Annotated in this window: 18 protein-coding genes; 8 read left to right on the top strand and 10 right to left on the bottom strand. The window is 69.6% G+C overall.

Features of this window, described 5'->3' with window-relative positions; translation table 11 throughout:
• Position 1 precedes the first annotated feature (1 nt).
• The 4 genes from rapZ to ptsP all read left to right on the top strand — a co-directional run bounded on the left by rapZ (position 2) and on the right by ptsP (position 3,429).
• Entirely contained in the window at positions 2-907 is a 906-nt protein-coding gene (gene rapZ / locus ACO2Q2_RS01790; RefSeq protein ID WP_423254059.1) for an RNase adapter RapZ, read from the top strand.
• A 4-nt stretch (positions 908-911) separates the two neighbouring features.
• Positions 912-1,304 (top strand): PTS sugar transporter subunit IIA, encoded by a 393-nt coding sequence (locus ACO2Q2_RS01785; RefSeq protein WP_423254058.1) that lies wholly within the window; start codon positions 912-914, stop codon positions 1,302-1,304.
• Positions 1,297-1,566 carry an HPr family phosphocarrier protein gene (locus ACO2Q2_RS01780; protein ID WP_423254057.1) on the top strand — a complete coding sequence of 90 codons (270 nt, stop codon included), beginning with the start codon at positions 1,297-1,299 and terminating at the stop codon, positions 1,564-1,566. The genes ACO2Q2_RS01785 and ACO2Q2_RS01780 overlap by 8 nt, the downstream gene beginning before the upstream one ends.
• A 120-nt stretch (positions 1,567-1,686) precedes the next feature.
• A complete protein-coding gene (gene ptsP / locus ACO2Q2_RS01775; protein ID WP_423254056.1) occupies positions 1,687-3,429 on the top strand; it encodes a phosphoenolpyruvate--protein phosphotransferase in 1,743 nt (580 codons plus the stop codon).
• A gap of 24 nt (positions 3,430-3,453) precedes the next feature.
• Here ptsP and ACO2Q2_RS01770 read toward each other — a convergent pair whose 3' ends face one another.
• Complete coding sequence (locus ACO2Q2_RS01770; protein WP_423254055.1) at positions 3,454-4,326, bottom strand: LysR substrate-binding domain-containing protein; 873 nt, start codon at positions 4,324-4,326, stop codon at positions 3,454-3,456.
• 91 nt (positions 4,327-4,417) lie between these two features.
• On the opposite strand from ACO2Q2_RS01770, the gene ACO2Q2_RS01765 reads away from it, so the two are divergent.
• A complete protein-coding gene (locus ACO2Q2_RS01765) occupies positions 4,418-5,458 on the top strand; it encodes a YeiH family protein (protein WP_423254054.1) in 1,041 nt (346 codons plus the stop codon).
• 241 nt (positions 5,459-5,699) lie between these two features.
• Positions 5,700-6,137: a hypothetical protein gene (locus tag ACO2Q2_RS01760; RefSeq protein WP_423254053.1), complete on the top strand. Its 438-nt coding sequence runs from the start codon at positions 5,700-5,702 to the stop codon at positions 6,135-6,137.
• A 109-nt stretch (positions 6,138-6,246) separates the two neighbouring features.
• Here the strand turns inward: ACO2Q2_RS01760 and ACO2Q2_RS01755 are convergent, their stop codons facing one another.
• A complete protein-coding gene (locus ACO2Q2_RS01755) occupies positions 6,247-7,581 on the bottom strand; it encodes an IS1182 family transposase (protein ID WP_423254052.1) in 1,335 nt (444 codons plus the stop codon).
• A 12-nt stretch (positions 7,582-7,593) separates the two neighbouring features.
• Between ACO2Q2_RS01755 and ACO2Q2_RS01750 the strand changes: the two genes are divergently transcribed.
• Together ACO2Q2_RS01750 and ACO2Q2_RS01745 are read left to right on the top strand one after the other, a co-directional pair.
• Positions 7,594-8,532 (top strand): molybdopterin-dependent oxidoreductase, encoded by a 939-nt coding sequence (locus ACO2Q2_RS01750; protein ID WP_423254051.1) that lies wholly within the window; start codon positions 7,594-7,596, stop codon positions 8,530-8,532.
• A gap of 10 nt (positions 8,533-8,542) precedes the next feature.
• A complete protein-coding gene (locus ACO2Q2_RS01745) occupies positions 8,543-8,893 on the top strand; it encodes a hypothetical protein (RefSeq protein WP_423254050.1) in 351 nt (116 codons plus the stop codon).
• A gap of 178 nt (positions 8,894-9,071) precedes the next feature.
• On the opposite strand, the gene tsaB is transcribed toward ACO2Q2_RS01745, so the two are convergent.
• The 8 genes from tsaB to ACO2Q2_RS01705 form a co-directional block, all read right to left on the bottom strand.
• Positions 9,072-9,770 carry a tRNA (adenosine(37)-N6)-threonylcarbamoyltransferase complex dimerization subunit type 1 TsaB gene (gene tsaB / locus ACO2Q2_RS01740; protein WP_423254049.1) on the bottom strand — a complete coding sequence of 233 codons (699 nt, stop codon included), beginning with the start codon at positions 9,768-9,770 and terminating at the stop codon, positions 9,072-9,074.
• A 135-nt stretch (positions 9,771-9,905) separates the two neighbouring features.
• On the bottom strand, positions 9,906-11,327 hold the full coding sequence (locus tag ACO2Q2_RS01735; RefSeq protein WP_423254048.1) for a sugar porter family MFS transporter: 1,422 nt from the start codon (positions 11,325-11,327) through the stop codon (positions 9,906-9,908).
• 145 nt (positions 11,328-11,472) lie between these two features.
• Positions 11,473-11,691 (bottom strand): VOC family protein, encoded by a 219-nt coding sequence (locus ACO2Q2_RS01730; protein ID WP_423254047.1) that lies wholly within the window; start codon positions 11,689-11,691, stop codon positions 11,473-11,475.
• A 359-nt stretch (positions 11,692-12,050) separates the two neighbouring features.
• Positions 12,051-14,015, bottom strand: a complete 1,965-nt coding sequence (locus ACO2Q2_RS01725) for an ATP-dependent DNA helicase (RefSeq protein WP_423254046.1) — start codon at positions 14,013-14,015, stop codon at positions 12,051-12,053.
• Between the two features lie 252 nt (positions 14,016-14,267).
• Positions 14,268-14,798 carry a tetratricopeptide repeat protein gene (locus tag ACO2Q2_RS01720; RefSeq protein WP_423254045.1) on the bottom strand — a complete coding sequence of 177 codons (531 nt, stop codon included), beginning with the start codon at positions 14,796-14,798 and terminating at the stop codon, positions 14,268-14,270.
• Between the two features lie 5 nt (positions 14,799-14,803).
• A complete protein-coding gene (gene mrcB / locus ACO2Q2_RS01715) occupies positions 14,804-17,128 on the bottom strand; it encodes a penicillin-binding protein 1B (protein WP_423254044.1) in 2,325 nt (774 codons plus the stop codon).
• 136 nt (positions 17,129-17,264) lie between these two features.
• Positions 17,265-18,119 carry an NAD-dependent epimerase/dehydratase family protein gene (locus tag ACO2Q2_RS01710; protein ID WP_423254042.1) on the bottom strand — a complete coding sequence of 285 codons (855 nt, stop codon included), beginning with the start codon at positions 18,117-18,119 and terminating at the stop codon, positions 17,265-17,267.
• 32 nt (positions 18,120-18,151) lie between these two features.
• Positions 18,152-19,894 (bottom strand): tetratricopeptide repeat protein, encoded by a 1,743-nt coding sequence (locus tag ACO2Q2_RS01705; RefSeq protein WP_423254040.1) that lies wholly within the window; start codon positions 19,892-19,894, stop codon positions 18,152-18,154.
• Positions 19,895-19,979 lie beyond the last annotated feature (85 nt).

Genomic DNA, 19,979 nt, shown 5'->3' with positions numbered 1-19,979 from the left:
TGTGGACCCTGACGACACCGCAGTGATTGCCCAGGCCGGAGCCAACGCCGTGCACCTGGCGGTACTCACCGGCATGTCCGGCGGCGGCAAGACCGTCGCCCTGCGCGCGCTGGAAGACCTCGAGTTCTACTGCGTGGACAACCTGCCGGCCAGCCTGCTGCCGCGGCTGGTGAATGCCGTGCTGGAAGACCGCGGCGGCCAGCGCATGACGCGCATCGCGGTGGGCGTGGACGCGCGCAACCGCGAGCACGACATCGAGATCATGCCCAGCGTGCTGTCCGAGCTCGCCGACGCAGGCGTGCAGGTACACCTGATCTTCCTCGACTGCCGCGACGAGGTGCTGATCAAGCGTTACTCCGAAACCCGCCGCCGCCATCCGCTGGCCATGCGCAACGTGTCGCTGGCCGACGCCATCGCGGCCGAGCGGCGCCTGCTGCGCCCGCTGATGGGCATCGCCGAGAAAGTGATCGATTCGAGCACGCTCAACGTGCACCAGTTGCGCCGGCTGGTCGCCACCGACTACGCGCGCGCCACCGAAGGGCTCACCGTGATGTTCCAGTCGTTCGCGTTCAAGCGCGGGCTGCCGCTGGATTCGGACTTCGTGTTCGACGCGCGCTGCCTGCCCAATCCGCACTGGCAGCCCAGGCTGCGGCCGCTGTCGGGCAAGGACGTGCCGGTGCGCGAGTTCCTCGACGCCGATCCGCTGGTGGGCGAATACTTCGCAGACACCGTGCGCTGGCTGGAGGACTGGTTGCCGCGCTTCGAGGCGGACGACCGCAGCTACGTCACCGTCTCGATCGGCTGCACCGGCGGTCGCCACCGCTCGGTCTACCTGGTGGAGCAGCTCGCCACGCATTTCCGCGCGCGGCGCGACGGCGTGCTCACCTTCCATCGCGAGCTGGAGTGACGGGGTGAGCGTCGGCGTACTCCTGATGACCCACGAAGCCGTCGGCAAGGCGCTGATCTCCGCCGCGCTGCACGTGATGCCCAAACTGCCGCTGTGCGTCGACGCGGTGGAAGTGCCGCCGCAGGCCGATCCGGAGGTGATGCGTACGCTCACCGCCCGCCACGCCCGCGAGCTCGACCAGGGCGAGGGCGTGCTGGTGCTGGCCGATCTCTACGGCGCCACGCCGTGCAACATCGGGCTGTCGCTGGCCTCGCTCGGGGTCCATCTGCGCTGCGTGTCGGGGCTCAACCTGCCGATGCTGCTGCGCGTGCTCAACTATGCGGACAAGCCGCTGGACGAACTGGTGGAAATCGCCGCCAGCGGTGGCCGCGGAGGAATCTTCATCGACCATGCTTGAAAAAGAAATCGTGGTATCCAACCGGCTCGGCCTGCACGCGCGCGCCTCGGCCAAGCTGGTGCAGCTGGTGCAGGGCTTCAAGTCCACCGTGTGGCTGATCAGCAAGGGGCGCGAGGTGAATGCCCAGAGCATCATGGGCGTGATGATGCTGGCGGCCGGCATCGGCACCACGCTGACCGTGCGGACCGACGGCCCGGACGAACAGACCGCGCTGGACGCGGTCATCGACCTGTTCGAGCGCAAATTCGACGAGGGCGGATGAGATGAACGCAGGGACGAACACACCGCAGGCGCAAACACCGGGGGCGGCGACGATGACGCGCAGGCGCAGTCGCGTCCTGCCCGCGCCAGGCGCGCCCATCCCCGGCGATGGTGGCCACGCATGAGGCAGAGCCTGCCCGGCACCGTCGCCGCCCGGGGCATGTGCCTGGGCCGCGCGCGCCTCGTGCAGCCGAGCCGCTACGCGGTGGACAACCGTCCGCTGGGCGAAGACGAGGTCGACGCCGAACTGGAACTGCTGCACCTGGCGCTGGACACCGCCCGGCAGGAGCTGCGCGAGCTGCGCACCAAGCTTCACGGCGCGCTGGCGCGCGAGGTGAACGAGTTCATCGACGCGCACACCCTGCTGCTGGACGATCCGGAGATGCTGCGCGGGCTCGACGACATGATCCGCATCGGCCACTACCGCGCCGGCGCCGCGCTGAAGAAGCAGCGCGACCGCATCGCCGCCGTGTTCGAGGCGATGGACGACCCCTACCTGCGCAGCCGGCGCGAGGATGTCGACCAGGTGATCAACCGGGTGATCTCCGCACTGCAGCGCCAGACCACCGCCGAGGAGCGCAAGCTGGCCGCGCGCGTGGGCGAGATCCTGATCGCCGACACCATCGCGCCGGGCGACATGGCACACCTGGCCGGCCACGGCCTGCTCGGCGTGGTCGCCAGTTCGGGCAGCCCCTACTCGCACAGCGCCATCCTGGCGCGCAGCCTGGACCTGCCGATGCTGGTGGGCACGCGCGACGCGCTGTCGATCATCTGCGACGACGACCTGATCCTGCTCGACGCCGAGCAGGGCGAGGCGATCGTGCATCCCACCGCGCAGGACCTGGCGCGCTACCGCGCCTGGCAGCGCGAGGCGGCGCTGGAAGGCCGGCGCCTGGCCAAGCTGGCCAACGCGCCCTCGCGCACCCGCGACGGCGTGGAGATCAAATTGCTGGCCAATGCCGAATCGGCCACCGACGTGGCCATGGCCCGTGCGCGTGGCGCCGACGGCGTGGGCCTGTACCGCACCGAATTCCTGTTCCTGCGCCACAAGGGGCTGCCCAGCGAGGAGGAGCAGTTCGTTGCCTATCGCGACCTGGTGATGGGCATGGGCGGCCTGCCGGTGACGATCCGCACGCTGGACCTGGGCGCGGACAAGGCCGATGCGGCCGGCATCGCCCTGCGCGGCGAGGACAACCCGGCGCTGGGCGTGCGCGGCGTGCGCCTGTCGCTGCGCCATCCGGCGGTGTTCACCACGCAGATCCGCGCGATCCTGCGCGCCGCCTGCTACGGCCCGATGCGCGTGCTGGTGCCGATGATCACCCAGCCGGACGAGATCATCGCCGTGCGCACGCTGTTCAAGCTGGCCCGGCAGGAGCTCAAGCAGGAAGGCGTCGACCTGCCCGAGAAGCTGCCGCTGGGCGCGATGATCGAGGTGCCCGCCGCGGCGATCAACGTGCGCGCGCTGCTGGAACACGCCGACTTCCTCGCCATCGGCACCAATGACCTGGCGCAGTACGTGCTGGCCGCCGACCGCGGCAACGACGCGCTGGAGAACGTCTACAACCCGCTCAACCCGGCCCTGCTGCGGCTGATCTGCCACGTCATCAGCGCCGGTCGCCGGGTCGGCAAGCCGGTGAGCCTGTGCGGGGAGATCGGTGGCGACGTGCATTTCACCGCGCTGCTGCTGGCGCTGGGCCTGGGCGAGTTCAGCATGCACCCCAGCCAGATCCTGCAGGTGCGCGACCGCCTCGGCGAGCTGGATCGCAGCGAACTGCGGCGTCTGGCACCACGGCTGATCCGTGCGCACACCCACGAACAGGTCGAGGCGCTGCTGGCCACGCTCGATACCGCCCTGCCCGCCTGACCGCGCACCGGTTCCGGCGAACGGTCACAGCGTCCGCAGGAACGCCTCCAGCACCGCACTGCGGTAGCGCTGGCGATGTACCAGCAGCGACAGCCGGCGCTCCAGGTCGAGGAACGGCGTCCTGAGTACCTTCAAGCGGCCGGCGGCCACCGCATCACTGATCGCCACCGCCGGCAGGCAGGCGATGCCCAGACCGGCCACCACCGCCTGCTTGATCGCCTCGATCTGGTCCAGCTCCAGCACGGTCTCGCCGCCGGGCAGCTGGCCCAGCGCCCGCTCGCTCAGCACGCGGGTGGCCGAACCCGGTTCGCGCAGCACCCAGCGCGCGCCGGCGAAGTGTTCGGCAGCCAGGCGACGGCGACGCGCCAGCGGATGGTCCGGGCGCGCGCACACTACCAGGCTGTCCACGCGCCAGGGGCGCACTTCCAGCTGCGGGTGGGTCACCGGCCCCTCCACGCAGCCCACGTCGAGGCCGTGATCGAGCATCGCCGCGGCGATCGTCTCGGTGTTGGCCACGCGCAGGCGGACCGTCACCTGCGGGTGCGCCTCGACGAAGCCGCCGAGCAGCTCGCCCACGCGGTAATTGCCCACCGTGTTGCTGGTGCCGATGCGCAACTCGCCGCCGAGCGTTGCATCATCCTTGCCGCGCCGGCCGAACTCGGCATAGCGCTCAAGCAGTTCCTGCGCCAGCGGCAGCAGCTCGCGCCCGCGCGCGTTGAGGTGCAAGCGCCCGCGTTCGCGGTCGAACAGCGGCGCGCCGAGCTGGTGCTCCATGTCGCGCAGCGCCATGCTGGCGGCGGGCTGGGTGAGATGCAGTTGCCCGGCTGCCGCGCGCACGCTGCCCCGCGTGGCCACGTGCACGAACACTTCGAGCTGGCGCGGACTGATGTTGATCATCAGCACATCTTATAGGCCAAATAAGATATTCGAAGTTTTCCTGATGCATCGATGGACCGATGATGACGTCCTGTCCCCACCGGCCCGCGCCATGTCCCACCCCCCCGCTGCCGCCGCCGATGCACCTGCTTCCGTGGTGCACCACCTTGCCGCCCGCCTGCCCGGCCTGCTGCTCACGGTGCTGATCGCCGCGGCCGCCTTCGCGCTGGGGCGGCGCTTCACCCTGATCGGCGGCCCCGTCATCGGCATCGTGCTGGGCATCGTCATCGCCAACGCGATCAGCCTGCCGACGCGGCTGCGTCCCGGCATCCAGTTCGCCTCCAGGCAGGTGCTGCAGTGGTCGATCATCGCGCTGGGCTTCGGGCTGAGCCTGGACCAGGTGGCCAGGACCGGCCTGCAGTCGCTGTCGGTCACCCTGGTGACGATGAGCGTGGCGTTCGTCGCCGCCTGGGCGCTGGGGCGCTGGCTGCGCGTGCACGACGACCTGAAGATCCTGATCGGCGTGGGCACCGCGATCTGCGGCGGCTCGGCGATCGCCGCGGTGACGCCGATCCTGCGCCCGGACGAACACGACACCGCGTTCGCGATCTCCACCATCTTCCTGTTCAACCTGGTCGCGGTGCTGCTGTTCCCATTGCTCGGCCACCTGCTGCACCTGTCCGACCTCGGCTTCGGCATGTGGGCCGGCACGGCGATCAACGACACCTCGTCGGTGGTCGCCGCCGGCTACAGCTACAGCCGCGCCGCCGGCGACTTCGCCACCATCGTCAAGCTGACCCGCGCCACGCTGATCATTCCGGTGTGCATCGTGCTGGCGATCGCCGTGGCGGTGCGCGAGAAGCGCCGCGGCGGCGGCGACTTCAGGCTGTCGCGCATCTTCCCGTGGTTCATCGCGTGGTTCCTGGTCGCCTCGGCGGTGCGCTCGGCCGGCTTCGTGCCCGCAGCGCTGCAGGCGCCGCTGCACGAGGCCGCCGAGTTCCTGATCGTGGTGGCGCTGACCGCGGTGGGCCTGTCGGCCAACCTGCGCCGCATGGCCTCCACCGGCATGCGTCCGATCTTGCTCGGACTGGGCGTATGGGTGGCAGTGTCTGTGAGCAGCCTGCTGGTGCAGTTGGCCATCGGTCAAATGTGAGAGCCCGGATCGAGGGATCGCGACGACAAAACTCGCGTGGTCGCGTCTACGCATCGCATACTCTCAGGAGAGTGTTTTAGCAACGCATACACTCAGGAAAAGCTTCTTACTTGAACAAAATGTCGATCAAGCCTGTCGATCAAGCCTTGGCAGCTTTCGACGCCAGTGCTACACCGTGCCAGGCCGAGGCCCCGTAGCGATGAGCCCGTAGCGATGAGCCCGTAGCGATGAGGAAGCAACCATGACCGATGAACTCGATTCCAGCGCAAGTTCGCGCCGACACTTTCTGCAAACGGCCGGCCTGGTCGGCTCGGCTGGATTGTTGGGCAGCGGTGCCGCGCTGGCAGCAGCAACGAACACCATCCGCCTGCCTTTTGCCAATGGTCAGCGAGAGATCACCAGCGCGTTTCCGCAAAAGGGCCCCATGCTGCTTCTGCGTGACCGCTCGCCTCTGCTTGAAACGCCGTTCGACGTCTTTGACCACGGCGTGTTCACGCCCAACAATCGCTTCTACGTCCGTTGGCACCTGCCCAGCGTACCCACGACAGTCGACGCCGATGCGTTTCGACTGAAAGTGCACGGGCACACCGACAAACCCCTTTCGCTGAGAGGCTGTGAAAAATTCGCAATGGGGAGCGAAAAGCGTGGTTGCGCCGGGGAGGCCGGCGGCTCGCCGTAAAGCAGCGAATGACGGGGTGTGATCTTTTGAAGGGTTCCCAACGGTCCCAAAGGACCGCAAGTGCGCGATTCAAAGCGTCCGACGGCGCTGGAGCCCGTCCAATGCAACTTCAGACAGGCTCCGCAGACAGCGGGCGCGCGAGTGCGAGTCCTCGCATCAGGTTGTGTGCCAGCGCGTACCACAGCGCGACACACTTGACCTTGGCCAGACCGCGTACGTTGAAGCGGAGCAGGCCGCGGTTGCGTGCGAGCGCGTTGACGCATTCGGCCGTGGCCGCGCGCTCTTTGTAGATCGTCTTGGCCTCGTCGGTGCCCATGCGTTCACGCCAGGCGGCGATGGTCGGGCTGTCGCCCGGGCGTGCTGCATACGGATCGCGCGTCTTGTCTTTGGGGTGCTGGACGGGCGCATACACGGTGGTGGCTGGCGCCAGGTGTTCGATGGCTTCATGCTTGGCGAAACCGCCATCCACCAGCATCTCTGGCGGGCGGCAACCGTGACGTGCTTCGATCTGTTCGACCATCGGGACCATCTGACCCAGGTCGCTGCCCGTGTCGACCACGTCGACGCCGACGATGACCTGGCTGGCCGTGTCGGTGGCCAGCTCGACGTTGAATGCGGGGCGGAAGCCGCCGTCAGCCATCTTCATCACGGTCGCTTCGGCGTCGGTGGTCGATGCCCGCGCACGGTCCGTGGGTTTGCCTTGGGCCTGTTTGATCGCTTCCATCTGCGGCAGCCGGTTCAGGGCCTGCGCGATGCGCTGCTCGCGTTCGCGCGCCGCCCGCTGCCGGGCCGCTTGCTGGCGCCGGTTCGTCGCGTCGGGATCGTCGGCGATTTCGCGCTTGAGCGCGTCGACTTGCTGCCGCGCCTGGTCGTGAAATTCCTGCAGTCGCGCCTTGCGACGGAATGAGGCAGCGCCAGCATGTGCCCGCACCCGCATGCCATCCTGCGCCACCCGCTTCATCGTCACCGCCCCGCAGGCCAGCAGGCTTGCGACGTTCGCTGTCAGCAGTTGATCCAAAAAGTCACCCTGACCGACGCGGAAGTCGGACAGCGTGTGGTGATTGACGCGCACCCCACCACACAACCAGCGATAGGCGTCCTGCGATTCGCACAGCCGCGCCAGGGCGCGGGCGCTGCCGACACCTTCCAAGGTCGCGTACAACCACAGTGACAGCAGAATCTCCGGGGCGATGGCGCTGCGCCCCGATCCGCCTTCCAGTGCTTTGATCTGGCGATACAGCGCCGACAGGTCCTGCCGCTCGACATAGCCCCCCACCAGTCGCGCTGTGTGGTCTTCCGCCAGCAGGCTTTCCAGGTCGCTTGGCCGCAGCTCGACCTGCTTGCGATTGGGCGTCAGTACGCGCGCCGGTAACACCACCGCCGCCTTCACCACCGGCTCCGGTATGGGAAGATCTTCAAACAGTTCGCCGACCTTCGCCATCATCGCCTACCCCCTATGTCACCGTGCCGCTATTTTCTCATGCGACGGCCGACAGCTGGGGTTTTTTCACAGCCTCTGAGCCTGAAACAGCTGATGACCGAGTTCGAGCCGGTTGAGCTGGCTGCGGTCAACCAGTGCTCGGGCAACTCGCGCGGTCTGTTCAACCCGCGCGTCGCCGGGGGCCAGTGGGGCAACGGCGCGATGGGTTGTGCTAAATGGACTGGAGTACGCCTCAAGGACGTGCTCGACCGGGCGGGCGTCAAGCCTGGTGCGGTGCAGGTCCGCTTCAACGGCATGGACAGCGGCACCCTGCCGGGCACGCCCGATTTCCTGAAATCGCTTGACCTGGATCATGCGCGTGATGGCGAGGTGATGATTGCCTACGGCATGAACGGCGAGGCCCTGCCCTTACTCAATGGCTTTCCCACACGCCTGGTGGTACCGGGCTGGTTTGCCACGTACTGGGTCAAGATGCTCAACGACGTCGAGGTGCTGGACAAGCCTGACGACAACTTCTGGATGGCTACGGCCTACCGCATTCCCGACACGCCCCACGCCAGCGTCAACCCCGGCCAGACTGGATTCAAAACGGTGCCGATCAACCGCTTGGTGCCGCGCTCGTTCATTACCAATCTCAGTGACGGCAGTCAGGTTCCGGCCGGTCATGCCGTCGCCGTGCGCGGCATCGCCTTCGGCGGCGATACCGGATTGGCCAAGGTCATGTGGTCCAGCGATGGCGGTGCCCATTGGAAGGAGGCCGCACTAGAAGAGGACTACGGCAAGTACAGTTTCCGGCGCTGGAACGCCCAGTTCACGCCTTCGTCCAAGGGCGAAAAGGAACTGATGGTCAAGGCGGTCAACAGCGATGGCGTGGTGCAGCCGAGCACCGCGAACTGGAATCCGGGTGGATACATGCGCAACGTCATCGAATCGATCAAGGTCACCGTGGTCTGAGGAGATCGTCATGAAGAAGCTGCACATACTCGGCACCGCGATCGCGCTGGCAACCCTGACGGCAGGTGCCATCGGCGCTGAGCACGCGCGGCCGGCACCGATCGCGATTCATTCGGTCAGCGTGGATCTCCCGGTCAGTACGGCTCAATTTCCATCCGGCCCGGGTTCCGAGCTGTCCGGCAAATGCCTGATCTGTCACTCCGCCGACATGGTGCTGCTCCAGCCCAAGCTGTCGGAAGCGGAGTGGCGTAGCGAGATCATCAAGATGCGCAAGGTTTACGGCGCACCGCTCCTGGACTCGGACATCGAACCGCTCACGCTCTACATGACCAAGGTCAACGCGTCGCAGCCATCCGACTAACAGGCCATGCCGGGTGGTGGTGTCGTTGCGGTGACCGTCATGATGGGGGCAAGCCCGATTCGTCATGGAACTGAGCAGGTCATGGATGATGGAGCGAGCGTTTAGCTGACTTTTGGCCAAGTGTGTCCGAAAGCCTATGGCACATGTTGTTGTCAACGGGCGGCAGGCAGAGACGGAGTCAGCGTTTGCCCTGCTCCGCCAGCGTCAACGCCACCTTGTCGCGCAGGTACACCGGCAGCGCCAGCTCGGGCGCCTGCGCCCGACCGGCGGCGCACTCGCGCACCGCGAGGCTCGCCACGTGCGCGGCCTGCGGAAAGCGATCGCCGTGCGCCGATCGCACGACGCGTCCGGCCAGCCGTTCGCCCAGCACCTCGGCGTAGGTCGCCCAGCCGCTGCCGACCACATGCCAGGCATCGCTGGGAGGCAGCAGCAGCGACTCGGCGGTGACGACCCGCTCGTCGTCTAGCGCGATCAGGCCGCAAAGACCATCGCGTCGGTAGCAGGCCACGTAGAGCTCGCCCATGCGGGCGTCGATCACGGCGAGGATGGCCGCGTCGCTGTCGTCGTCGGGCGCCTCCAGCGCCAGCGCCGCGAGCGAGGACACCGTCACCACAGGTACGTCCAGCGCCAGCGCCATGCCCTGCGCCAGCGACACGCCCAGTCGCACGCCGGTGAAGGCGCCCGGCCCGCGGCCTACGGCAACCGCGTCCAGCGCGTGGCGTCCGATGCCGGCCTCGGCCAGCAGCGCATCGGCCATCGGCAAGACCAGTTCGGCGTGGCGGCGCGGCGCCAGTTCGCTGCGCGCGATCACCTCCTCACCATGCACGAGGGCGACGGAGCACGATTCGGTGGAAGTTTCGATCGCAAGCAGGTTCATGCGCGCATTCTCGCATCGGCGGAACGGGCATGACAGCGCGGCCGGATGGCTGCGCCCGGGCGGTGCGCCGCGGGCGCGATGACGATATCGGGCCGGACGCAGGCGCGCCGGCCCGATCCTGCAAGAGCGCGTGCCTCAGCCCTGCATGTCTTCCAGCTCGATGCCCTTGGTCTCGCGCACGGCCTTGAGCACGAAGAACAGCGAGATCAGCGCGAAGGCGGCATACAGGCCGTAGGCGAAGGTCAGGCCGATCTGCGCCAGCGCCGGGAAGGTGGAGCTGATCACGAAGTTGGCCAGCCACTGCGCCGAGGCCGCCACCGCCAGCGCGATCGCGCGGATGCGGTTGGGGAACATCTCGCCCAGCAGCACCCACACCATCGGACCCCAGCTCAGGCCGAAGAACACCACGTAGGCGTTGGCCGCCACCAGCGCCACCGGACCCACCGAGTGCGGCAGCACCAGGTTGGCGCCGCTGCCGGTCGCCTGCGAGAAGCACCACGCCATCACGCCGAGGGTGAGCGCCATGCCGGCCGAGCCGACCACCAGCAGCGGCTTGCGGCCGATCTTGTCGACCAGCGCGATCGCCACCAGGGTCACCAGCACGTTCACCACCGAGGTGGCCACGGTGATGGTGAACGAGTCGGCCTCGCTGAAGCCCACCGAATGCCACAGCGTGGACGAGTAGTAGAAGATCACGTTGATGCCCACGAACTGCTGGAACACCGACAGCAGGATGCCCACCCACACCACCGGCAGCAGACCCGCCGCCGGACCGCGCAGGTCGCGCAGGCGCGGGCGGTATTCCACCTTCAGGCTATGCGCGATGTCGTCCACCTTCTTGTCCAGCGCGCTGTCGCTGCTCATGCCCAGCACCTGGCGCAGCACGTCCTTGGCCTCGGCCAGCCGGCCCTTGGCCACCAGGTGGCGCGGCGACTCCGGCAGGCCGAGCACCAGCGCGCCGTAGATCAGAGCCGGGACCACCGCCACCAGGAACATCCAGCGCCACGCCGCGAGACCGAACGCGAACTTGTTCGCTGCACCGCCGGCCGCCCCGGCCAGCCAGGCGTCGCTGAGCAAGGCGACGAAGATGCCGAGCACGATCGCCAGCTGCTGCATCGAACCGAGCCGCCCGCGCACCCGCGCTGGCGAGACTTCGGCGATGTAGGTGGGCGCGATCACCGACGCCATGCCCACGCCGACGCCGCCGACCACGCGCCACAGGATCAAATCCCACACGCTGAAGGTCAGGCCCGAACCGAGTGCGCTGGCCGCCAGCAGCAGCGCCGCCACCTGCATGGTGCGCACGCGGCCGAAGCGGTCGGCCAGCGGACCGGCGTACCAGGCACCGGCGGCCGAGCCGAGCAGCGCGCACGAGACGGTGATGCCGATCTCGCCCGCGTTGAGGGCGAACGCGCCACGCACGGCATCCACCGCGCCGTTGATTACCGCCGTGTCGAAGCCGAACAGGAAGCCGCCCAGCGCGGCGGCCGCCGCGATCACCACCACGCGCAGCGTGGCGTGCTGTTCGGCGTCCGCCGTGGTTTCAGTCGTTGCCATCGTGTGTTCCCACCCCTGATGTTGAAGTCCCGCCGATTCTGCGACGCCGTCGGCGCCGGCTCGACCTGAATACGTATGTACCTTGCACTGCACCAAGCGCCGGCGCGACCGTCTGCAACGCGGCTGCGTACGACGACGCCCGAGCTTATCCCAGCGGCTGCCACAACTCGACGCGATGGTCTTCCGGATCGCGAATCCAGCCGAAGCGGCCGTATTCGCCGTCCTCGCGCTGCTCGTCCACCCAGACGCCGGCCGCACGCAGCTGGGCCAGCAGCGCATCGAGATCGTCCACCCGGAAATTGAGCATGAACGGCTGCGCCGGGTCGCCGAAATAACCGGTGCCCTGCGCGAACGGCGTCCACACGATGGCGCTGGTGCGGACGCCGGCAGCAGCACGTCGCGATACCGCTTGGGCGTCGATGTCATCCGCGACGCGCCCTCTGCCACGACACCCGCGACTCCCGTCAATTTCTCGGCGTCATACCCGCGAACGCGGGAATCCATTTGGCTCTACCGCAAAAGCACAATGGATTCCCGCATTCGCGGGTATGACGGCATTGAGGATGCCTGCAGGCCGGAAAGTCCAGCGCCTCACCGACCCTTCCGTGGCGCTCGGCTGCAACGGCCGACGACTCCGAGGAATTCGACTCGGCCATGGCGATCCCGAAGTGCAAGCCTGCCGGAACGCACGCAGTACGGCCGAGCAAAAGGTCCGACAGGCTGCTATAGATCCTCGCCCGCCGCCGGCGCCGCGAAGAACGCACGCACATCGCCCAGTTCGCGCGTGCGCGGCATCGGCGGCAGGCTGGCGAGGAACAGCTTGCCGTAGCCCTTGCTCATCAATCGCGGATCGCACAGCACCAGCACGCCGCGATCGCGCACGTCGCGGATCAGCCGCCCCGCGCCCTGCTTGAGCGCGATCGCCGCGCTGGGCACCTGCCAGGCCATGAACGGATTGATGCCGGCCTGCTCCAGCGCTTCCAGCCGGGCCTGCAGCACGGGATCGTCGGGGGCGGCGAACGGCAGCTTGTCGATCACCACCACGCTGAGCGCCTCGCCGGCGACGTCCACACCTTCCCAGAAACTCGCCGCGCCCAGCAGCACGCCGTGGCCGCTGGCGCGGAACTGCTCCAACAGCCGGTGCCGCGGCGCCTCGCCCTGCACGAACAGCGGCCACGGCACGCGCGTGCGCAGCAACTCGGCGGCGCGGCGCAGCGCGCGGTGCGAGGTGAACAGCAGGAATGCGCGACCGTGCGACGCCTGCAGCACCGGCAACACGGCCTCGACCACCCGGTCGGTGTAGTCGCGCGCGGCCGGATCGGGCAGCCCGGACGGCAGGTAGCACAGCGCCTGGCGCGCATAGTCGAACGGGCTTTCCAGGCTCAGCGTCTGCGGATCGTCCAGCCCCAGCTGGCGCGCGAAGTGGCCGAAGTCGCCGCCCACCGACAGCGTGGCCGAGGTATGGATCCACGCCGCCCGGGTGCGCTCGCGCATCGCGCGCAGCGGCGCGGCCAGGTCCAGCGGGGTGGCGTGGATGGCGAAGCCGCGCGGGAACAGCTCGTACCAGCGCACATCTTGCCCGCGCGCCTCCCCCGCCTGGCCTTCGACGATGCGCCCCAGCCGCTCGCTGATCGCCAGCGAGCGTTCGTAGACGTTGGCGAAGCCGCGCGAGCGCTCGGCCTGCGAGGCCAATTGGTCGGACAGCGTGGCGACCAGTTCACTCACCTCGCGCAGGCCGTCGCGCACGGCGGCGCGGCGCTCCAGCTCGGCGAACGGGCCGCGCGCGGGCAGCGACTCCATCGCCGCGCGCAGCTTCTTCAGCGCGCCCTGCAGCGCTTCCACCGGCTCCAGCAGCAGGCCGACTGCGCCGGTGATGCCGGCACATTCGGCCAGCGTGTCCTGGCCCAGTTCGGACAGCTGCCGGGCGCTCACGCTCTGCGAGAAGAACTGCCCGGCCAGCTCCGGCACCTGGTGCGCCTCGTCGAGGATGAACGCCTGCGCGCCGGGCAGGATTTCGCCGAAGCCCTCCTGCTTGAGCGCGAGGTCGGCGAACAGCAGATGGTGGTTCACCACCACCACCTCGGCCTCCTGCGCCTCGCGCCGTGCCTTCACCACGTGGCAGTCGTCGTAGAACGCGCACTCCACCCCCAGGCAGTTCTCCGGCGTGGAGGTGACCCGCGGCCACAGCGGCGATTCCTCCGGCACCTCGGCCAGCTCCATGCGGTCGCCGTGGCGCGTGCGCGCCGACCAGGCGCGGATGGCGGCGAGCTGGTTTGCCTGCACCGCGTCCACGCTGCCGCCGTCGCGCACGGTCTGGTCGAGCCGGTACAGGCACAGGTAGTTGGCGCGGCCCTTCAGCAGCGCGGTCTTCAGCCGGCTGCCGAGCACCGAGCGCACCCGCGGCAGATCGCGGAAGAACAGCTGGTCCTGCAGCGCCTTGGTGCCGGTGGAGACGATTACCCGCGCCCCGGACAGCAGCGCCGGCACCAGGTAGGCGAAGGTCTTGCCGGTGCCGGTGCCGGCCTCGGCGATCAGCGTCTCGCGCTCGGCGATGGCGTGCGCCACCGCGCGCGCCATGTCCTGCTGCGCGGCGCGCGCGGCGAAGTTGGGCAGCTCGCGGGCGAACGGACCGTCGGCGCCGAGCAGCGCGCCGACGTCGTCGGACGCGGCGTCATCGGGATCGATCATCCGCCAAGTATGGCGGAGGGTAGGTTGTGCGACGAGAGGCCGGCTCCGTCGAATCAGGGGAGATTCGATCGCGGCTGAAACCGCTCCCACAAGATCAAAACCATGCGGAACGCTGTGGGAGGGGCTTCAGCCCCGACAGCCCGACGGTGTCGATGACCACCACACGACGCCCGAGCTACCGGTTCGACAAGGGCAACGGCCCACTCTGGCGTCCTTGCGAAGAGCACGAGACAAACCGGTGGGCAGAACCTTTCAGTAGCGGTTGACGCCGGCCTTGTGGCAGGTCTGCATCCACTTGCGTGCGCTGGCGGCACCGGCGCGGTCGTCGGCCTGCAGGCGCATTTCCACCACGGTCTGCCAGTTGCGCGCGCACAGCGGGCCGAGCCTGGGGCCGAGCGACCACGACTGCTGCGCCAGCTTTTCGGCCAGCGGGAAATCGCGCATGCGCACGGCGATCTCGGCGCGATCCTGCAGCAGGTCGGGCGACTCGGGGCTGAGCCTGAGCGCCTGGTCGAGCTTGGCGGCGGCGGCGGGGTAGCGGCCGGCGCGCTCGTCCGCCCGTGCTCCTTCCTGCAGCGTCGCGACCGCCGGATCGCGCAGCGGGGTCACGTCGATGATGGATTGTTCGCGCGCGCCGGCCGCGCGGATCGAGGCCACCAGATCGTAGTTCGGCCGCGGCGCGCGGGCCGGCGTGGGCGGTGGCGGCGCGGCGAACAGGGCGCAGCCGCCCAGCACGATGGCGGACGCGGAAACCAGCAAACGCAGGGAACGACGCACGGACATGGGATCTACGGCACGGGAGCGGGATTGGGCGGCGGCGGATGGTCGTGGCCGCCGCCGAAGAAATCACCGATGCGCTGCCAGAAGCAACCCTCGGTATCCGGCGGCAGGCTGCCGGCCACCACGGCAAACTGGCGCGCCCCCTCGCACTGCGGGTCGGTGCGCTTGCCGTCGGACGGATTCATCCACGCCAGCTCCAGCCCGGGGCCGGGATCGGCCGACAGCGGACGCGTGGGCAGCCTGGCGAACAGATCGCGCCACACGCGCAGCGCGCCGGTGGCGCCGAACAGGCCGGTGGGCCTGTTGTCGTCGCGGCCGATCCAGAACACCGCCAGGCGGTCACCGGTGAAGCCGGCAAACCAGCTGTCGCGCGTGTCGTTGCTGGTGCCGGTCTTGCCGGCGGCGTTGAGCCAGGCCAGGCCCGAGTCGCCGATCGAGTGCGCGGTGCCGGACAGCGCCACCTGCTGCATTGCCCAGGTAGTGAGGCGCACCGCGCTCTGGTATTCGCCCGGCCCCTGCTGCACCTCGTAGCGCTTGATCGTGCGGCCGTTGCCGTCGAGCACGCCGCGCACCGCCAGCAGCGGCAGCGCGTGGCCGTCGGAGGCCAGGTACTGGTACAGCTGGGTCAGCTGCAGCGGCGCCATGTCCTGCGCGCCGATCAGCAGCGACGGGCTGGGGTTGATGTCGGTGAAGCCGAACGATTCGAGGAATGCCTTGATGCGCGGCAGGCCCACTTCCAGCCCCAGATGGATGGTGGCGAGGTTCCACGAGTGCGCCAGCGCGTCGACCATCGGCAGCATGCCGTGGCTCTGATTGTCGTCGTTGTGCGGCTCCCACATCGAGCCGTCGGGCTGGCGCATGCTGATCGGGCCGTCGTCGAGCAGCGTGCCGAGGTTCCAGCGCGAGGGATCGGTGAGCGCCACCAGGTAGACGAACGGCTTGATCGTCGAACCGACCGGGCGCTGCGCGTCCATCGCGCGGTTGAAGCCGGTGTCGCCGGGGATCTTGCTGCCGATCACCGCCAGCACGCTGCCGGTATGCGCATCGGTGACCACGCCGGCGGCCTGCAGCGGATCGCCGCGCCTGCCCAGCGCCTTCATCGTGCGGGTCACCGCCTGCTCGGCGTAGAGCTGGGCGGCCGGATCGAGCGTGGTGAAGATCGACAGGTTGCCGGCGCGCAGCGTGTCGTCGTCGAAGTCGGCGGTGATCTGGCTGCGCACCAGGTCCATGAAGGCGGGAAAACGGTTGTGCGGCAGTTGCGCGTTCCGGGCAATGCCCAGCGGCGCGGCCTGCGCCGCGCGGGCCTGCGCGGCGTCGAGCAGGCCGGTCTGCTGGAACTGCTGCAGCACCAGGTTGCGCCGCTGCAGCGCATGCCGGGGATAGCGCCGCGGATCGTAGTAGCTCGGCCCCTTCACCATGCCCACCAGCAGGGCGATTTCCTGCGGCCGCAGCTCCTCCAGCCGGCGACCGAAGTAGAACTCCGCCGCCGCCGCGAAGCCGTGCACCGCCTGGCTGCCCCGCTGGCCGAGAAACACCTCGTTGATGTACGCCTCGAGGATGCGCGACTTCGGATAGTGCGCCTCGATCAGCAGCGAGAGGATCGCCTCGTTGAACTTGCGGGTGAAGTTCTGGTTGCGATCCAGGAACAGGTTGCGCACCAGCTGCTGGGTCAGCGTGGAGCCGCCCTGCACGGTGTGGCCGGCACGCAGGTTGGCGAACGCCGCGCGCGCGATGGCGGTGAAGTCCAGACCGATGTGGTGCTTGAAGTCGCGATCCTCCACCGCCTGCAGGCCGCTGACCAGCAGCGGCGGCACGTCGGCGAGACGCACGATGCGCCGCTCTTCCTGCTGCGCGCCGTACACCGTGGCGATGCGTGCGGGATCGAGATGGGCGAGTTTGATCGGCTGGCCGCTGTCGGCATCCACCAGCGAGCCCACCTGTCCGCGCCCCAGCGTCACGCGGATGCGCTTGGGCAGTTCGCCGCCGTCCGGCCCGGCATAGCCGCGCGAGGCGATCGTGTAGCGCGTGCCCTGCTTCGCCCAGCGGCCGGCCACCTCACCCTTGCCGTCGTTGCTGTAGCCGGCGAAGGTCAGCTCCAGCTCCAGCGCGGCGGGCGTCATCGCCACGCCCGGCGCCAGTTTCAGCGGCCGCGCATAGACGCGGGTGGGCACGGCGAACACCAGGTCGTTGAAGCGGTCCTGCACGCGCTTGTTGAGGATCAGCGTGTACGGCAGCAGGAAGCCGAAGAACAGGCCCATGCCGATCCAGAACGGCACCCGCACCCACGGCCACGCGGTGCGGGCGAACGATTGAAGTCGGGTCAGTAAGGCCAACGCGTGGGGTTCCGGATCAGGGCGAAAAACGATGATAGGTCCTGCCGCCCGGCGCGAATATGAATGCGCACCGGGTTTGTGGGGCGCCACGCGGGCAGCATCGGGCGCGTGCGATGACGGGCGCGTGCGATGACAATCAGCGCGCCGCCATGCCCCAGCAGCGCGCGTCGGGATGGAACGGCCGCGGCTCGACGCCGAGCAGTCCGATCAGCTCGGCGTTGTCGGCCACCAGATCCTGCTCCAGCCGGGCCAGCGGACCGCGCAACGATGGCGCGAGCCGTTGCCCCAGGGGCAGCAGCACGCGCGGGATCGGCAACGGCAGCGTGGCCACCGGCAGGCTGGCGCGCACGCGGGCGAACATCGCCGCGGCGCTCAGCCGTTCGCCGCCGCCGATAGCCAACACGTGGCCGCTCGGTGCGTCGTGGCGCAACGCGGCCACGCTGGCCTGCGCGACGTCGTCCGCATGCACCGGCTGGCGCAGGCCGCGTCCGGCCGGCAGCGGGAACACGCGCAGGCGCGCCGCGCGCCGCGCGATCGGCGTCAGGCTGCGATCGAGCCCGGCGCCGTAGACGAGGGTGGGCCGCAGCACGTTCCAGCGCAGGCCGCGCCGGTGGCAGGCCTCGGCCAGCGCCGCCTCGCCGTCGCGCAGCGTCTGCGCGATCGCGCGCTCGGCCGGCACCTCGGAATCGCGCTTGGTCTGCGCGCTCATCGAGCTGGTCGCCACGATGCGCGGCGTGCCGGCAAAGCTCGCCCGGTCGAGCCACTGCGCGAACGGCAGCAGCGGGCCATAGCTCACGATGCCGGTAAGCGCGGGCAGTTCCGCCGGCATCGCGTCGGGCAGCCGGCCCACGATCCAGCGCATGCGCTCGCCCGCCTCGCCCACCTCGTGCGCCTGCCGGCTGACGGCGAGCACGTCGTGGCCGGCCGCATGCAGGCGCGGAAGCAGGCAGCGGCCGATCTGGCTGCTGGCGCCCAGCACCAGGATCGTCATGTCAGGACCGTCATGTCAGGATCGTCATGCGTTCACGGCTCCGCATTCAGCCGTGCCGTCAGCTCCGGCAGGCGCGGATGCTGCGGCGCCAGCTTGCGCACGCGATCGAGCGACTGCGCCGCGCCAGGGCGATCGCCGGTATCGAGCTGCTGCTCGGCGCGATCGAGCCACGCGGTGGCGAGGCGATTGCGCAGCTGGTCCTGGCTGGGATCGCCGGGTGCCAGATCGCCCAGGTTGTCGAGCATGTCGCCGGCGCTGGCGAGGCGGCCGTCGTCCAGCGCCTGGTTGAACAGCCGCACCACCACGGTCGGCAGGTTCTGCAGGCCGGCGCGCGCCGCGGTGTTGTTGCCGTCGATGGCCAGCGCGCTGCGGTACAGGTCGTACGCGCTGTCGCCGGGCGGCAGCATGATGTCGCCGCGCTGCGCCGCATCCCTGGCCCGGCTCACCAGCGCGTCCACCCTGGCACGCTGCTCGGGCGAAAGCATCGCCGGCAGCAGGCTGGCGTCCTGCTTCGGCGTCGCGGCATCCGGCGCGCCGGCCGCGGTGCCGGCCGTGCTCGCCGAAGCCGAAGCGGCCGGCCGGTCGTCCTGGCGCAGGCGCGCGCGCGCGGCGGCGAGATCGGCCGACTTGGGCGCCAGCGCGTCGGCCTGGTCCAGCAGCGCCCTGGCCTGGTCCGTGTCGCCGCTGTCGATCAGCGCGTTGGCCTGCACGGTGAGCGCCTGCACCACCTTGCCCAGGCCGGCGCGCGCGTCGGGGTTCTGCGGATCGAGCGCGAGCGCCTTCTGGAACAGCGCCAGCGCGGTGTCGTCGCCGCTGCCGGTGATGTGGCCGGCGCGCAGCGCGTCCATGCCCTGGCTCACCGCCTGGTTCACCGCGTCGTCGTGCGCGCGCTGCACCTGCGCCTGCTGTGCGCGCAGCGACGGCAGGTCGCCGTAGCGCGGCAGCAGCGAGGCGAGCTTGTCGATCGCGCTGGCGGCGTTGGCCGCGTCGCCGGCATCGAGCGCCTTGCGTGCCTGGTCGGCATACGCGCCGCCGACCTGGTCCAGCCCGTGCGCGGCCACCGCGTTGCCGGGATCGACGGCAAGCACCCGGGCGAACAGCGCGGCGGCGCCATCGTTGCCATCGAGGCGGCCGGCGGCCAGCGCCGCGCGCGCGCGGTCGACCAGGTCGTCGGCGTGCACGCCGTTGGTACGGGCCTGCGCGATGCGGCGATCGAGCCGGTCGACCTCGTCGCCGCCGCCGAGCAGTTCGCGCGCCGCCGCCGCCGAGCGCGTGGCCGCGTCGAGCTGGCCGGCGGCCAGCTGCTTCTGCGCCTGGGCGAGTTCGGCCTGCCCCACGCTGCGCAGGCCGGCCAGCGCGCGGTCGTTGTCCGGCTCCAGCGCGCGCGCGGCCTGGAACAATTCGCGCGCGCTGGTGCCGTCGCTGCCGTCGAGACGGCCGGCGTCGAGCGCGGCGGTGGCGCGCGCGAGCACGTCGTTGAAGCTGGTGCGCGGCACCAGTCCGCGCAGCGAATCCTGGTTGAGCCAGAGCACCGTGATCAGGCCGACCAGCAGCAGCAGCGCCAGCGGAATCAGCCAGCCGCGCCGCGGCGATGGTTCGGGCGACGATGGTCGGGACGGCGGCGGCACGCGCCGTGGCGACGGATCGATGGCGATGCGCGGCAGGTCGTCCGCGGGCGCCGGCACCGGGGCGGCCGGGCGATCGAGATCGTCGAGGTTGCCCAGGGTGGGCTCGGTGCGCCCTTGCCGGCCGCGCGGGTCGTTGCGTCCGCTCATGATCTGCCGCTGTGGATGAAACCGCCGAAGCTTAGCATCGGACCCCGGCCGCACCGCCCCGGTTCGCCGCGCCGTTCAACTGCCA

It is taken from the genome of Dyella sp. KRB-257, assembly GCF_049445995.1.
GTDB lineage: Bacteria > Pseudomonadota > Gammaproteobacteria > Xanthomonadales > Rhodanobacteraceae > Dyella_A.
Note: the sequence above shows the minus strand (reverse complement) of the source record. Positions and strands in the feature narration are given on the sequence as shown.